We start from the raw sequence: 15,814 nt of genomic DNA on the forward strand, positions 1-15,814 counted from the left end.
CTCCTTTTAATCCCTCATAATCTCGACGGTAAACAGAACCACATAGTTAAATACTGTCTAGACAGCGTGCTGCGCCTGCGCACGCTGAGCCAGCACAAAGTACACCGCAATGCCGCCCCAGATAAATGCCAGTCCCAGCCACTGACCTGCCATCACCACTTCTTTAAACAGCAGCACCGCAATCAACAACATCAGTGTCGGGTTAAGATACTGGGACAGAGACACAAATGCGCTGCTAAGATGTTTCACAGAAAAGTTATAAAGTAACAAAGGTAAGGTAGTTACCACCCCCAGTATGCACAGTTTCATCATGTCATCCTGCTGTAACTGATGCGATAAACCACTGCCCGACGCGATATACTGAGACCACGCCAGATACAATAAAGCGGGTAATGCAGCACACACATGCTCCGCCGCCAGAACCACCACCGCAGGTTCCTGTAAATACCGCCTGAGCACCACATAAAGTGCAAACGTCAAGGAAATAACCAGCCCCTGCCAGGGTAGCGCAGCATAAGCTTGCATCTTGATGTACAGCAGCACGCCACACAGGCACAAGCTCAGACACGCGTACTCTTTGAACTGCAGCCCTTCTCGATTAACCAGCTTGAGTAACAGCAAAGTCAGGACCGGTGCCAGGTAGTATCCCAGACTGGCGCTGTTGAGCTGCTCGCTGCTAATGCTGCTGATCACCAGCAACCAGTTGCTGGCAATGAGCAGAGCACTGAGGGCAATTAACTTAAACCGGGCACGCAGCAATGCAAGCAACGCGCTTTGTTGCCCCATCAGCGCTACCAACACCAGACACATCAGCGTCGCCAGGACAATTCTCAGGCTCAGTAAATCAAACAGGGCAATGTGCGTCAGCTGATGAAAAAAAATCGCGGCTGACGCCCACAACAGGTAGGCAAGTAAATTACTTGCCTGCGCGGTTTTAGTGCGCCTCAACATGGCTGCGCACTCACTTGCTGAAACAATACAAAATCCTGGCCACTGGCCACACTCAGCCTGTCACCATTTCCCACTCGCTGAGGCCCGACCTGAGGGGTACCCTCATTGCTGAGTATGGCGGCCACCCGGGTAATATCACGACGACAGTCCGCCAACAGCTCCTGTACTGAGCAACGCGGCAGCTGCTCCATTAACAAGTTAATCGGTACCAGACTGTGCAGGCTCAAACCTCGACCATAAAGTGCCCGGGTCGGGAACTCCCGGTGATAATGGAAAGTAAAGAAATCGCCGTCATGACAGCACAGTGGCAACAGCAGCTGCGGATCAATCACAGGCTCCAGTTCTATTACAGTGGTAAAGGCCCCCTGTAAGGCATCTTCTTCCAGCTGCACTGTGGTGACAGTCTCAACCCCGGCAATCTGGCTCTGGATAAGTGTCTGCTTTTGCTGTTTATTATCAACTAACAAACTCACCTGATAGCCAGCTTCGAGCAGGGCATCTGCAACCAGCGTCGTCGACAACCGCTCGCGGCCCACCAGCAAAACCCGTCCCTGCTGAACATGTTTGAGTTTTTGCCGTATCAGCCAGGCTTTGCTGTACGGGTAAATCAGGTTACCCAGCAGCTTATCATCAAGTTTCTCTGGTGCTTTAATCACATGCTGTTCACTCACCAGCACAAAATCCGCCAGCGCGCCCAGCCGCTGGCTTTCTGCCAGCAAGCACCCAAACACCCGTTCGCCTATCTTTAGCGAGCTCCGACTCTCTGCCACATGCACCACTTCGCCGATAAACTGACTCAGCGGTACCAAAGCACTTTGCGACAACAGCTGGGGATATTCACCCGCTAAAATGCGCTGATCCAGCTCCGAAAAACCACATCCGGTCACCTTCACCAGCACTTGTCCGGCAGCTACCACAGGACGCGCCACAACCTGCTGATGTAAGGTCTGATCCTCGCTGTTTAACCGGCTTATCCGCATGACCTTATCATTCAGACACCGCTCCAAAAAAGCGCTCATTGCCCGGTTAAACTGCTGCGCATCTTCCACATGCGGACAATGATGACAATCCGCAAAAGTAAGGGCCTGAAACTGTGCAATTTGCTGCTCCAGGCCCGTGACATACTCACAGTGAATGAAAGGATCTGCTGCACCTGTGATGGCCAGTGACGGGATCTGAGCTTGCTGTAACAACGCAATTTCATCACATAGTGGCCCGCTCTGCAGACCTGCCAGGATCCCTTCGCGCGCACCGGGCTGAGTCAGTTCAACACTGTGCGACACTTTCAGCCACTGTGCCAAAGAAACTTGCTCTTTATTGACGAACAGACCACATACCAGCTCAACATCCTCATCGTTCAATTCAGAGCGAAAAATACGCCCCTGAGAGGGCTCTTCTTTAAACGCTTGCGCAGCCGTATCGGCTGAAAATGGTGGTGCGCCGACCAGTACGACGCCTTTCACCTGAGGTAAGTGAGGCAAAGCATCCAGTGCCACGTGTCCCCCCAGGCTGTGGCCAATGATGACACATTCATCCAGCTGCAATGCACCTATGAAATCACGTAATTGAGTCACACATCCGGCAAAGCTGTAGGCATCACTCTGATGTGCAGCAGACGACTCCCCATGGCCAAGAAAATCCACAGCCAGACAATGGAAATGCGCACCGAAGTAGTTCATCTGGGCGTCAAACGCCGCCGCTTGCGAAGAGTTCCCATGCAAAAATATCAAAGTGGGGCCGCGCCCGGTCGACTCCAGATAACTGATGGTGCCCTGGGAGGTGGTGAGTCTAGCTCGCTTCATGATAAATCTCCTGATATTGTTCAATAAACGCGCTCACCTGACGACCAAATAGCGCATTAATTTGCTGTGCCATCGCCGTTGACATCAGAGGCTCACAGTAAGTGAAGACACAGTTCAACCTGTGTCCTGAGGTTGCCAGGTGACATGCAATCCCAACGTTTCCGGCATTGCGATTGGCAAAATTTGCATACTCCCGAACAACCACTCCGTGTCGGGCAGTATCAAACTGCACCACACCATGGTTTGTCATGGCAAAATCACAACCAAAGCGCGACGGGTTGTCCACACTTTGGCGCAACTGGTGCAACGCTTGCTCATCCATTGGTGGCACATAGCCAAGTTCAGCATCAATCGTTTCGGCTAACTGCTGATCAAAGTGACGAGCAAAAGTCGGCCAGTCCGTGCTGTCTGGCATATCCAAAGCACTGACGGCTATCAAACACCCGAGTGCGGAAGCAGCGCTTTTTACTGCGGTACGCTGCCTGAGTGAGATAGCCATTAACAGGCGCAACTTGTCTGTGCTGTGCACTTGTTTAATGGCCTGAGTCAAAATGTAGGTCAGGACCGTATTGAGCGCATTGCCACTGTGTTTGGCAATCGCTTTCAGTGCAACCAAAGCGTCTCGTTCAATGGTTTGTCGGCAAAACCGGGTGTGTCGTTGAGCCGGTTTTGCCTGGATGACAACGGGCCACCCCATATGAGCTGGCAGGGGCGCGACATTACCTCGCGCCCGCTCCAGCTGAGATTCAATCGCCGGTGCCAGTGCACTGCGCTCGCTATGTGCCAGGTTGTGATAACAATGCAGCAACTGGTCAAGCAGATAGGCCAGACTGTGACCATCCACCAGTGCATGGTGACAAGTCAGGGCAATGTGGCTTATCGCCGTATCCTGCTGCTGGACAAGCAGAACAGAGCATAACTGCCGCTGCGGCTGTAGGGGCGTGTTCAACACCGCCTGGATCAACGACGCCAGAGCCTTGTCATGCGCAACTTCCGCCACACCGAGCTCGTGCAGCGGCCCAGTTGCAGGCGCCTCTGTAAAAGCATCCTGCTGATTATTCAGTGTCAACATCAGTGCCGGATTAAGCTGTAACCAGCGTGTCATCGCTTTAGCCAGCCTTGTCTCGTCGAGCCGTTGTCCAAGTGTCAGTAAAGACGTTGTCTGAGCATTCCCCTGCACATCGTGCAGAGTTGCCATTTTTCGCTCCAAAGTGCCAAGTGCTCTTATTTCATTCATGATCAGGCACTCTCAGCCAGTAACAGTGTGTCATTTAAAAAACGGCTGCACTGTAGTTCATTGCCACTGAAGGCAATGATCTTATCGGGCCGGACCAGTACACACTCGGCCTCAGGATCAAATTGATGTGCCACTGTGTCTCGTTGACATACCTGGATCCGAGCCTGTTCACCTGAATACGCCACTTGTTGAGCCAAACGCTCCGCGCATGCAGCATCACTGACAAACAAGGTGTATCCCGTGCCCTGGTGCCGATAACCTTGCAGATCAAGGGGTAAATAAATACGGCCTACACCTTTGACTGACTCAGTTGCAGCATAATCAAGCTGATAACCTGCCGCCGCCTGAACAAATTGGCGAATAAAGGGACGATTTTTCTGTTTGGGCGTAAATAGCGCTTCGTCATCTGCCGAGTGCCGATCAAGACGCGCGATCAGCGAGGTATTTTTATCAGTCAGGCGCAGTAACGATTTGGCGTTCTGGCGGCGCTCTGTGTCATAGCTATCTAGCAGCACGTCAGGCGCTTCGCCTTTAGCTACCTGAGCCAGCTTCCAGGCCAGATTATACGCATCACCAATGCCGGTATTCATACCAAAGCCACCGATTGGGCTAAATAAGTGACAGGCATCACCGCAGATAAACACGTTGCCGCGTCTGAACTGGCTGGTTTCGCGATTATAAAAGGGGGCCGATGAAATCCAGCTGGGTTCGAAAATCTCCAGATCCGGATCAAGACGCTGCAAATGGGCCTGGATCAGATCAAAGTCGATGGTCTGTTTAGGATCAAACGCCCCGGAAACCTTGATAACAACTCGGTGGTAACCCTCGGTCAGTGGCAGCAAAATAAAGAACCCCTTTTCGCTGACCATGTAGTAGCTCTGAGTGGTGTCACGGTTCCAGCGCACCTTCACATCCGCCAGAACAAAATGCATATCATAATCGTACCCACTGAAGGGTAATTTCAGTAATTCCCGGGTGCGACTGCGTGCGCCGTCACAGCCAACCACATAGTCATAGGTCTCTTTATATATCTGACCATCACGGGACAGCGTCACCTGTACCTGATCACCCTGCTGCTGCAAGTCGACCAGTGCCGTGCCACGTTCCACCTCACAGCCCATTTCGGCCATACGCGCCTGCAATGCTGCTTCGGTATCTGGTTGTGGCAGCATCAAAAAATACGCAAAGCGACTGTTCAGTTGTTTAAAGTCCAGCTTAAACAAACGCTGGCCTTCATAAATTAAGTTTACACTCTGGTTTTGTTTGCCACGTGCAAGCAACTGCTCCGTCGCGCCCAAATCATCCAGAATATCTAACGAAGCCGGGTTCACACTCAGCGCTTTAGAACCGGACCCGGCAGCCACACGTGAATCAATCACGGTTGCATTAACGCCTAAACGTTTGAGTTGTAGCGCCAGCACCATACCTGTTGGTCCGGCCCCTACAATTAAGACTTGCTTAACCATTACACATACTCTTTTGTTGAGGGGCACCCAAACCTGGGTGCCGGAACTTTGGATTACAGGTTAGTGCCTGCCAGAATCGCTTCCGGGTAGCGCTCACCCGCGACATTATCGCGAGAGAACAGCTCATCCAGAGACGTGATGATCGAGTCAGACAGGATGACGTTCTGTGCCGCAAAATTGTCGCGCAGATATTTCACACGTTTGGTGCCCGGGATAACATGGACGTTTTCATGACGGCTCAGTAGCCATGCCAGTGCAACCTGGCCTGTTGAGCAGCCAAGCTCGCGACTGATCTCTTCCACTTTATTAACCAGCGCCAGGTTAGTGTCGATATTTTCTTTCTGGAAACGAGGGAGTTTGGCGCGGAAATCTGAAGCCACGTCCGCCTGCTCGATTTGTTCTTTACTGATCTGCCCGGTTAAGAAACCACGCCCCAGCGGGCTGTAAGCGATAAACTGCACACCCAAGTCAATACAGGCAGGCAGGATCTCAGTTTCAATATCACGGCTCCACAGTGAATACTCACTCTGCAGTGCTTCAACCTGGTGTACCTGGTTTGCACGACGCAGTGTATCGGCAGAGACTTCAGACAGACCAATGGCCTTAATCTTGCCCTCTTTAACCAGCTCAGCCAGCGCTTCCATAGGCTCTTCGATAGGCACATTCGGGTCACGACGGTGCATATAATAAATGTCCAGCGCTTCGAGGTTCATACGCTTCAGTGACGCCTCGCACGCTGCTTTGACATATTCTTTGCTGTTATCAATGATCAGGTTGTATTTGTCGTTTGGATCGCGGCGAATACCAAATTTTGAGGCAAAGACGATATCATCACGCTTACTACCAATGTCACTGACAAACTGGCCCAGCAATGATTCGTTGTGACCCTGACCATACATATCCGCTGTATCGAAATGGTTATAACCCATATCCAGTGCAGCGTGCAGCGTTTCCAGAGATTGCGCATCATTGCGCTCACCGTAGAACTCACTCATTCCCATGCAGCCCAAGCCAATTGGAGATACCAGTTTGTTTGCTAGTCGTTTAGACATAATTCTCTTCCATTTTAGTTAAGTTAAATTGTGTTCAATTACATTACCTGGATGCCAGAAACAGCCTCCCCGCGACGGGGCACTTATTTCTGGTTATCCTGCTGTAGTTATCCAGTTGCGTTTATTGTTGATTAAAATTAGTGGCAGACGTACTGCCTGAACGTACAGTTCTGATCAGAAACTGTGGTGAATACTTCATACCCGACGTCCTGATTTGCAATCAGAGTTGGCGCCAGCGGATCCACCAAAAACCCTTTATTAACAGCACCTAACATAGGGAAGTCACTGAGGTCATCACCAAAAGCCAGGCAAGCATCGGCAGAGATCTGGTGCTGACGTAAAAACTGCGCAATAAAATGTGCCTTCCCCTGACCTATGCTCGGCAGGTCATCCAGCTCACCTGTATAGCGTCCATCTTTTTGCTGTTGAGGCGCGCACAACACATCACTGACCTGCCACACTGCCGCAAAAGGTGCCAGCAGGTGATACCCGGATCCGGATACCAAAATGGTGTTATATCCGGCTTGCTGTAATGCCTTCAGTGCCGCCAGTGGAGCCGGCTTAGTGTAAGCATCTGGCTCGGGCAAAGTGGCAAACCACAGTTGCGCCGCCTCAGCAAACGCACTGACTGCAACCCCCTCAAATAAGGTGTAGTAAAAGCGATTGATTTCACTGCGTGGACGCTGCGCTGCAAATAAGCGCTCCAAGCGCTCGCGCCAGGCTCCGAAACGTTCAGCCGGAACCAAAAGCGCTTTGTCCTGTAAAAAATCGGCGAATGAAAACATACTTTTCAGGTCGATAAGCGTGTTATCGACGTCAAAGAAAGCGCAGGGTCTCTGCGCGATGACGTTAGGCTGCCACATCACAGACGGCTCCTTGCTCTGCCAATGCCGTTTGCAGGTGCTCCACCGCCTGCTTGGCCATGCTGCCTTCTTTGCGAGACAGGAATTTCTCCGGGTAGGTACTGAACTTGGTCTTCACACGAGCACAATCCTGACCGTTTTGCGATAAGGTCATCTCTACATCGAAGCACAAAGTGCCGCGTCCTTTGTCGGTGAAGCTCAAAATGCGATATTCCAGCTCCAGCGGCAGTGGAAACGCAAAGCTCAGATATTCACTATCCAGCGAGTTAATCACGAAGTAACTTTTTTCAGCATCGGCCAGGAAATAGCGTTCGGTAATAGCCAAAAACGCCTGACGTGCAGATTCTGTCAGCACCATGCCCTGAATGTGGTGCCCGGTGACATGGTCACCCATTTCATCGCAGGCATCGTCAATATAAATAGGCAGGCGGTATACATTGTCTTCAATTTGTTGCGGTTCCCCTAACATACCGTTGCGTTTTTGATGTTTATGGGTTTCCTGTTTATTCAGCTTATTAAAGGAAGGAGTTGCAAAGGCTGCTGCCATGCCTTTTTCCTCTGCCAAATTAAGTAGCGCCTGGTAAGCATCTGCACAAATTCCCTGACCTAATACAAACTGGGTGGTCGAGAGCTGTTCATCATTGGTTTCCAGCATAGTGCGTGCTTGTTCATAAGTAGTAACGCCCGGGTTTTGTGCAAAGTTAGTGAATTTATTCCCGACCAGTACTTGGGTTTGCTTAACTGTTTTCATGATTATCTCCGTTGATGTTGGTTTATTAAGCCCGCGGCAATATTGTTGTTGCTGTCTGCCGCTTTGGTGTTTCCCATTAAAATCAACAATCGCCATGAAATATATTTCACAACCCAACACGCTGTTTCAGGTACACCGTGAAATGAAGCGATAAGCAAAGAAATATCCTGAAATGGTCTGAAATAAGGTTCCGGGTCAGACTGGTAAGCAAGTCAACACCACGTTGACAACCAACAATAACGAACTCAACTTCCACACTAAGGAACAAAGACAATGAATAAATTTCTGACTCTGGCAGCAACCACCGCACTGACTTTTGGCACAACCAGCGCTATGGCGCAGGATGATGACTGGCAAGACAATGAGATGGCTTACCAGCAAGCACAAGATGCGCCGCCATTTAACATTAAGCGAATTCTCAGAAATAAAACCTTTTTACGCAGCCTCAATAAACAACATGCATATTTTGAGGGCAGCCAGATTGTGCGACGCTTTTTCCTGTGCATTCCGGAAGCGTCTAACTTTAAGGAGGATTATGTACGGGTTGATGAAGTCAAAGCCTGCTTTAATGACATTGTCAGCCCGGCGATTGAGCTGGATCTCAATGGTAGCCTGTCCACCGGGATTGATTCCACCATACAGATCGCAACAGAAGGTCTGGCCCAACTGAGACAGAATGCGTCTTTTTCACCTACTTCTTTCTATATCAGTCATTATGAAGAAGGTAACCGCCCGGGTACTGGCAGAATGGAGTTGAACTTTAATGTGCTGGTACATCAGGAAATTGTGCAGTCCACGGATGTTGAGCTGCCATTTGAGCCACTGTTAGGGCCGCAGCTGTTCGTCAGCAATAACACCTTAGGCGTGATTGCCACTAAGCCGGGTGAGTGGAAGATTGATTTGCTAAAAGTACGCTCCATTTTCACTGAGCAACGCCCGGATATCAGTTACCAGAATCCATTCCCTAACTATCCGATCAACTAATTGGGTGAATCCGCATCATCGCGGGTGAACTTCCATCTCCAATGTGGTCCCAAGCCCAAAAGACTGGCCTCGCGCCAGTCTTTTTATTTTTCGGTTATGCCGCTTTGACACCGGTAATTTTATATAACCACTTCCTGGGCATAGTGAACTGACGTTTGATCAGCGCATTCATCAGCTTCAGGAATAGTTTTGGACGCTTACCTAAGGTTGCAAGCACCCCTTCCAACGCTGTGATACAACGCGTGACCTCATCATGAGACACAGTCAGTGGCGGATAAAATCTTAGCACCGGATGCGTTGCCTTTTCATTCATGGAGTGACCCAAATGAATGTTGTGACGTCCCATCATCATAGTAATCGCCGTTTCAACTGCCGGACTGGCGCACTTTAATCCAGTCATCAGACCAACCCCGGGCACGGCTAATACCAGGTCTGGATATTTAGCTGCCACCCGGCGCATCTCGCTAAGCAGATATTCACCTTGCTTTTGCGCAAGTGACACCAATTGCTTCTGCTCGATAAAATCCAATGCTGCCAGAGCGGCGCTGCTGCTATAGGGGTGGCCCCCGGCAGTCGCGAAGAAAGCCTCATCCACCTGGATGTCATTGCGCAGTCGCCTGTCCAGGCGCTCGGAGAAAACCGCAACGGCAATCGCCGCATGTCCACCGGTCAGACCTTTAGACAGGATCACGATATCCGGCTCGACCTGATCATAGTCAATCCCGAACAGTTTGCCGCAACGGCCAAACGCAGTCTGGATCTCATCCGCAACCAGGTAAGTGCCATACTCCCGGCACAGACTTTCTACTTGTTTCAGATAACCCAGCTGAGGCACCTGCAGGTAAGGCCCACCCAGTATGGGTTCAATGAAAACGGCTGCAGCCCCGCCTGCGATGGCTTCACGCATTTGTGCTATGTCACCAAAATCCACATACACGACGTTATCTGCCAGCTTACCAAATGGTAATCGATGACCACGCTGACCAAGAATATTGAGCGCCCCCAGAGTTTTACCATGGTAACTGTTACGGGCTACCACGATCCGGTCGCTGCTCGGGTGAGCCGTGATCACCGCACGCATAGACAGTTCACAGGCCTCGGCACCCGAATTGCAGTAGTAGCTGCGATTCAGGTCGCCCGGCAACATCTCTGCCAGGCGCTGTGACAAACGCTGTGTTTGCTGATCTTCCACTCCAACAGCACCAATTGACACTTGCTCCAGCTGCGCCGTCACCGCGGCCTGGATCTCAGGCTGGGTATGACCGACGATGAATACACCGTAACTACAGGCAAAGTCGAGGAATTCATTACCAAGATGGTCGCGGATCACTGTATTGTGCGCGGTTTGTTCCATAGTACGGCGGCTCACTCGGTACAGGCTTGCTGCTGTAGGGTTCCAGTGTTCATCTAAAGTCTCTACTGTTTGTTGCAGATCCATTATGCTGCCTCCTTGACGTTAACTTGCTTGATGATTTTACTTAATGTGGCGCAGGCCTGTGCTAGTTCACTGTCGCTGATCATCAAAGGCGGAGTCAGATGCAGCTCATGCCCCCGGGTAGCGACCAGTAACCCGGCTTCAGCTAATGCCAGCTTCATGGCATCCGCTTGTGCGGCGTTTTTCAGCGTGACATACACCAGGCTCCCCGCCTGCTTGCAGCTTGCCTGTCCGTCTATGCTGCTCACCAATTGCGCACCAATCTGAGTTTGCCTGTTCGCAATCCCCTGAGACTCCAACGCAAGTAGTGCCTGTAATGCCGCCACACAACTGGCCGGGTTTCCGCCAGTAGTGCTGCCATGCAGCGATGGGTTTTGCTTGCCGTAGACCAAATCATTCAGTGCCTTGTGTGTGACATATCCCCCCACCGGCACACACCCTGCGTTCAGGGCACCACCAATGACCATCACATCGGGTACCACTGAAGTCAGTTCAGTGGCAAAATTGCGACCACAACGACCCATGCCCGTATTCACTTCATAGGCAATCATGGTGGCACCTGTACTCTTGGACAGGGTGCGCATGGTCGTCAGGAAATCTTCGTTCAATGGCAACAACTGCTGTTGCGTCAATACAGGCTCGTAAACCACAGCAAGCGTTTGCGCGGTAATAGCGCTGGCTAACGCCTTACTGTCATTGGCTTCGACAAAGACAGGACGCAATGGCAGATAATCCAAAGACACGCCTGATTGTGAGAAATACTGGCCATAGCTCAGACAACCTAAATGGCTCCCGGATACCACCACCACCTGATCGCGATCCGGGTTTGCACCGCGGGCAAGCTTCAGTGCCCCATCAAAAGACTCTTCTCCGGAGTTACAGATATAGCTGACAGACAGCTCGCCTGGCATCAGCTGTGCAATTTTATCCACCAGACTTGCCAGTACAGGGGTGATCATTACTCGGTTTGACAATGGCATGGCCTCGACCTGGGCCTTAACCGCCGCGACAATCTCGCGCTGCCCATGACCAAAACCGCCACTGCGCAAGTCTATTGCTGTACTACCGTCATCAAATGTCAAAGTAGCGCCAGAGGCGCTTTGCAGCGTCCGGCTTGTTGAATTTACTGTCATCATTTGCTCCTTTATGCTGCGATATCAGCAAAGAAATCCTGGGCTATCTTGTCCCGCATCGGACGCCCGGTTACGGTAAAGTAGCGGCGTCTGAGTGATTCACTCAGATGTTGCACCCGTACTTGCTGGATCTGACAATATGTCGGTAGTCTCGAGGCCACCTGTGCCAGCGCAGTCTGGATCTGTGCTTCGTCCATTTCTTGGTTAGTAAACACCACACCGGAAATGCTTTCCTGTGCTTCACCGAACACCACCACATCAGCCACATCATCCAGCTCTTTGTAGGTCGCCTCGACCCACTCCGGGCTGACATTACGGCCACTGGACAAAATGATGACATTCTTGATCCGACCTTCGATATAGAGGTAACCCTGTTCATCAAAGTGAGCCAGATCACCGGTATGCAAAAACCCTTCGTCGTTGAACTCGCATGCACTGATATCGCGATTAAGGTAGCCGGCACACAAGCTGGGACTCTTAATCAGCAGCTCGCCTTCTTCAATCCGTGCTTCAAGCCCGGGTAATAGCTTGCCAACACTGCCCAGTTTTTTCCCGGCACCAGTGTTAATCGCCACCACAGATGAGTTTTCGCTCAGTCCGTAGCCTTCATCAACCTCCAGTCCATACGCTTGCAGGTCAATCAGCAGTTGTGCCGACACTTTTGCCCCGCCAGTAACAACGTGTACCTGATTTGAACCGAAGATATCCGCAACACTTATTTCACCACGCTGTAATATGCTGAGTGTCTCCTCAAGTAGCTTAGGAGGCAGGTAAAGGACATTGCAGTCGGCATAACGGACACTTTCCAGATATTCGTCCGCCATACCGCTTTGGGTACTGAAAGGCCGGATCCCGCTCGGCAGTAAAGTGCAGGAGCCGCCGCTGCTAAAGGGCAAATAAATGGCCAGCACCTGCTCAATCAAGAGTGAAAACGGCACCATAGAATAGTAATGCCAGGGACCCAGATGTTGATAAACCTGCGTCAGCGTCTCTATCAGACCACCCAGCCCGGCATCGCGGATCAACACGCCTTTTGGTGCTGACGTTGTGCCCGAAGTATGAATGATTTTAATCACATCCTGCTTTTTCAGCTGGGATAGTAACTCCGCATTGGGTGCTTTGTCGGTGGCTTTGATTAGGGTGCCATCAGAGAAGATCACGCCAACCTGAGGGGCTGCGGCCATGATCCGTTTTGCCACCTGAAAATCATCCACAAAGCAGTAGCCAACCGGCTCAAGCAAATGCGCAATTTGCTCGTCACTGAACTCAGTTGGAATTGGAACACTGATCGTTTTGCTCACAATGCAGTGGGTATCCAGCAAAATCCAGTTCGCACTCGGATCTATCGCTATCGCGACAAGATGCTGATCGATGTCTGCCACTTGTGCGGTTAGTCTGGTATTGAGCTGTGCCAGTGCATGACGAAAATCCTGCATCGTCAGTTGCTGTGCACTGCCACACTGCTTAACGACAACCTGCTGCGCCTGCGTATTTTGAAGAAATTGTCCGACGATCTCGGTTAATTTAGCCTGTTTCATATCCACTCCTATGCCACATAACTGAGCGCGTTGAATAATTCGCGATCGGTGTCGATGATTTCGCGACGACCGTGCATCACCCGGGTGTTATCGAGTACCACGACATCATGATCCTGCCAGTCAATGTTTTTGGTATGGGCTTCGGTGACCTCATTAATGTGCTGCCAGACAGCCTTATCAATTTTCTGATCATCCCCAAAGGTGATTTTAGGTGGTTCATAGTTATAGGAAGGACCCAGCAAGCTGTTGGCAAACCCTTTAACCTGACTGAACTTAGACTGGCGGATTGCAGGCACAACCAGCTCTGAGTACACCACCCCCTCTTCAAGTAAGGTAAAAGTCTGGCCAGGATTGTGTGCAGCCAGTTGTTGCAAGTGCTCAAAGGTCACTTGTTCGATACGCTCCAGGCCATCCACTTCATTGAGCGTGTACTTTTTCCATAGTGCTTCAGGTAAGTGACGCGCATACTTGATTTGTCGCGTGGTAAAGTCTTGGTTGCAGGCAGGATCCAGGTCATCCAACACGCTATAGCCATCGCAATAGGTTGTCTGAGAGCCTCGTTTCGCCGCTTTTTTACAGTAAAACCAGGCGAGATCCGGCAAGTTTGGCGCGTTACCATTTTCTAAATGCAGTCCGACCGGATCGGTACCGGCATCGACCAGCTGTGCATTATCAGAAAAATGCTTACGTGCGGGGTCCAGTGTCACTTTGTCGCTGGCGCGGGAAACCAAGGCTGAAAATGCATCCAGAGTGGTGTCAAAACCACGGAATAAAACCGCACCATGTGCTTTCACCAATTCCAGTACATCTTCTCGTGTCAACGCATCCAGGCCCAGTGCAGCATTCGCCTCGACTATTTGGATCTCCCCTTTTTCCCGATTTTTCAGTGTATATTTCATTACCATCTCCTTTTTGAATTCGATCGGAGATAGCCTAAGGGATTGCCCGACAGGCAATAACTGTCCAACTAAACAGGTAGGTCTCAAAGAGGTGGGAGTTCTAGGCTAAAAGCCCTAATTAACAAACAGGTAGGTATGAGTAAGAAAAGTAGCATGGCAGAAAACAGGCAATAAAAAACCCGGCCGGAGCCGGGTTTTTCGAATCTGAAAGCGAATTACTTGATTTTCGCTTCTTTGAAGATCACGTGCTTACGTACTTTAGGATCGTACTTTTTGATCTCCATTTTTTCAGGCATGTTACGCTTGTTCTTGTCGGTAGTGTAGAAATAACCAGTACCAGCAGTAGAAACTAGACGGATCTTATCACGCATGATTTAAGCTCCTTATACTTTTTCGCCGCGAGCACGGATATCAGTTAATACCGCGTCGATGCCTTTTTTATCGATGATACGCATACCTTTAGTAGTAGTGCGTAGAGTAACAAAGCGCTTTTCGCTTTCAACCCAGAAACGGTGTGTTTGCAGGTTAGGTAGGAAACGACGCTTAGTTGCGTTGCGCGCGTGTGAACGGTTGTTACCAACAACCGGGCGCTTACCTGTAACTTGACAGACTTTAGACATGTCTATATATCTCCAATAACTTCGCTCGAGCTTAATTTCCCCTTAGGCCTTCAAACTGTTTGCCCTGGGTAAAATCAAAGGGCGCTCTTTATACAGTATTTACAGGCAGAGTTCAAGGATCTGATGATATCCTAATCAGCTCATGGGTAAATTTGATAGCGGCCAATTATAATGATCCATGGCCGCTTAGGAAAGTAAAAACTGCATTTAAATTAAACTATTTTTAATTTATGCTAGGAAAGCGGGGTAAAACCAATCAAATAGCGCATAATCGGGCGCTATAACAGCCCTCTTTGTGCGAATGAGAGGCAACAACTGCCTGCCACTATCATGTGATCCAGTACCTGAATATCAACCAAAGCCAGCGCGCGCTGCAGCTTATTGGTGATCAACCTGTCAGCTTCACTGGGTTCGGCAACACCTGATGGGTGATTGTGCGCAAAGATCAGAGCCGCCGCATTATATTTGAGCGCAGCTTTGACCACCTCTCTGGGATAGACACTGGCCGCATTGATGGTCCCTGAAAATAAAATTTCATCGCGGATCAGGCGATTCTGATTATCTAAAAACAGCGCCATAAAGACTTCATGATGCAGCCCCTTGAGCTGAATTTTTAAGTAGTCACTGACCGCCTGAGGCGAACCAAACTGCGCATCACGTACCACTTCCTCCAGTAAATAACGTCGACTAAGCTCAAGCACGGCTTGTAACTGAACATACTTGGCTTCACCTACCCCTTTATATTCACAGAACTCACCCAGGGTGACGTTCATCAGATTGTGTAACGAGCCACTTTGTTCGATTAGAGACTGAGCCAGTTCTATCGCATTCATGCCGGCCACACCCGTGCGTAGAAAAATAGCCAGCAATTCGGCATCACTCAGAGATCCCGCACCACACTTTAATAAACGCTCTCTTGGTCGCTGCGCTTTCGGTATTGCCATCAGTTGCATAATTCCTCCTTGTTAATCAAGTCAATCTGCTGAACAGGGGTGTAAATTGCTCATCATCACGTCACTGTGATGATCTGAGTGTAGACGGGCAGCAGAATAATTCAAAACCACAGGCGGGCTATGCTATCTT

The 15,814-nt window shown here is 50.3% G+C and carries 15 protein-coding genes; 1 reads left to right on the plus strand and 14 read right to left on the minus strand.

The window, feature by feature from the left end; all coding sequences use genetic code 11:
- Positions 1-57: 57 nt before the first annotated feature.
- The 7 genes from ACXAH1_RS00980 to ACXAH1_RS01010 form a co-directional block, all read right to left on the minus strand.
- Entirely contained in the window at positions 58-951 is an 894-nt protein-coding gene (locus ACXAH1_RS00980; protein ID WP_475193062.1) for an EamA family transporter, read from the minus strand.
- Positions 945-2,753: an alpha/beta fold hydrolase gene (locus ACXAH1_RS00985; RefSeq protein WP_475193064.1), complete on the minus strand. Its 1,809-nt coding sequence runs from the start codon at positions 2,751-2,753 to the stop codon at positions 945-947. The genes ACXAH1_RS00980 and ACXAH1_RS00985 overlap by 7 nt, the downstream gene beginning before the upstream one ends.
- A complete protein-coding gene (locus tag ACXAH1_RS00990; protein WP_475193066.1) occupies positions 2,740-3,990 on the minus strand; it encodes a condensation domain-containing protein in 1,251 nt (416 codons plus the stop codon). The genes ACXAH1_RS00985 and ACXAH1_RS00990 overlap by 14 nt, the downstream gene beginning before the upstream one ends.
- Positions 3,991-3,992: 2 nt before the next feature.
- The gene (locus ACXAH1_RS00995) at positions 3,993-5,456 is read right to left on the minus strand and encodes an FAD-dependent oxidoreductase (RefSeq protein WP_475193067.1); all 1,464 of its coding nucleotides are present in this window, start codon (positions 5,454-5,456) and stop codon (positions 3,993-3,995) included.
- A 53-nt stretch (positions 5,457-5,509) separates the two neighbouring features.
- A complete protein-coding gene (locus tag ACXAH1_RS01000; protein WP_475193069.1) occupies positions 5,510-6,508 on the minus strand; it encodes an aldo/keto reductase in 999 nt (332 codons plus the stop codon).
- A 137-nt stretch (positions 6,509-6,645) separates the two neighbouring features.
- Positions 6,646-7,371: an HAD family hydrolase gene (locus ACXAH1_RS01005; RefSeq protein ID WP_475193293.1), complete on the minus strand. Its 726-nt coding sequence runs from the start codon at positions 7,369-7,371 to the stop codon at positions 6,646-6,648.
- Positions 7,358-8,122 (minus strand): AfsA-related hotdog domain-containing protein, encoded by a 765-nt coding sequence (locus ACXAH1_RS01010; RefSeq protein WP_171045257.1) that lies wholly within the window; start codon positions 8,120-8,122, stop codon positions 7,358-7,360. Before ACXAH1_RS01010 ends, ACXAH1_RS01005 begins: the two co-directional genes overlap by 14 nt.
- A gap of 273 nt (positions 8,123-8,395) precedes the next feature.
- Here ACXAH1_RS01010 and ACXAH1_RS01015 point away from each other — a divergent pair, with 273 nt between their 5' ends.
- The gene (locus ACXAH1_RS01015; RefSeq protein ID WP_253046570.1) at positions 8,396-9,106 is read left to right on the plus strand and encodes a hypothetical protein; all 711 of its coding nucleotides are present in this window, start codon (positions 8,396-8,398) and stop codon (positions 9,104-9,106) included.
- Between the two features lie 94 nt (positions 9,107-9,200).
- Here ACXAH1_RS01015 and ACXAH1_RS01020 read toward each other — a convergent pair whose 3' ends face one another.
- The 7 genes from ACXAH1_RS01020 to radC all read right to left on the minus strand — a co-directional run bounded on the left by ACXAH1_RS01020 (position 9,201) and on the right by radC (position 15,684).
- Positions 9,201-10,544, minus strand: a complete 1,344-nt coding sequence (locus ACXAH1_RS01020; RefSeq protein ID WP_475193072.1) for an aspartate aminotransferase family protein — start codon at positions 10,542-10,544, stop codon at positions 9,201-9,203.
- The gene (locus tag ACXAH1_RS01025; RefSeq protein ID WP_475193074.1) at positions 10,544-11,674 is read right to left on the minus strand and encodes an aminotransferase class III-fold pyridoxal phosphate-dependent enzyme; all 1,131 of its coding nucleotides are present in this window, start codon (positions 11,672-11,674) and stop codon (positions 10,544-10,546) included. The genes ACXAH1_RS01020 and ACXAH1_RS01025 overlap by 1 nt, the downstream gene beginning before the upstream one ends.
- A gap of 11 nt (positions 11,675-11,685) precedes the next feature.
- The gene (locus ACXAH1_RS01030) at positions 11,686-13,212 is read right to left on the minus strand and encodes an AMP-binding protein (RefSeq protein ID WP_475193076.1); all 1,527 of its coding nucleotides are present in this window, start codon (positions 13,210-13,212) and stop codon (positions 11,686-11,688) included.
- Between the two features lie 8 nt (positions 13,213-13,220).
- A complete protein-coding gene (locus tag ACXAH1_RS01035) occupies positions 13,221-14,111 on the minus strand; it encodes a TauD/TfdA family dioxygenase (protein ID WP_475193077.1) in 891 nt (296 codons plus the stop codon).
- Positions 14,112-14,326: 215 nt separating this feature from the next.
- Positions 14,327-14,482, minus strand: coding sequence for a 50S ribosomal protein L33 (gene rpmG, locus ACXAH1_RS01040; RefSeq protein WP_005493124.1), 156 nt, complete (start codon positions 14,480-14,482; stop codon positions 14,327-14,329).
- Positions 14,483-14,494: 12 nt separating this feature from the next.
- A complete protein-coding gene (gene rpmB, locus ACXAH1_RS01045; RefSeq protein WP_010383680.1) occupies positions 14,495-14,731 on the minus strand; it encodes a 50S ribosomal protein L28 in 237 nt (78 codons plus the stop codon).
- A gap of 278 nt (positions 14,732-15,009) precedes the next feature.
- Complete coding sequence (radC, locus tag ACXAH1_RS01050) at positions 15,010-15,684, minus strand: RadC family protein (RefSeq protein ID WP_054014844.1); 675 nt, start codon at positions 15,682-15,684, stop codon at positions 15,010-15,012.
- Between the last annotated feature and the right edge of the window lie 130 nt (positions 15,685-15,814).

Source organism: Pseudoalteromonas sp. AWH4_217, assembly GCF_056161105.1.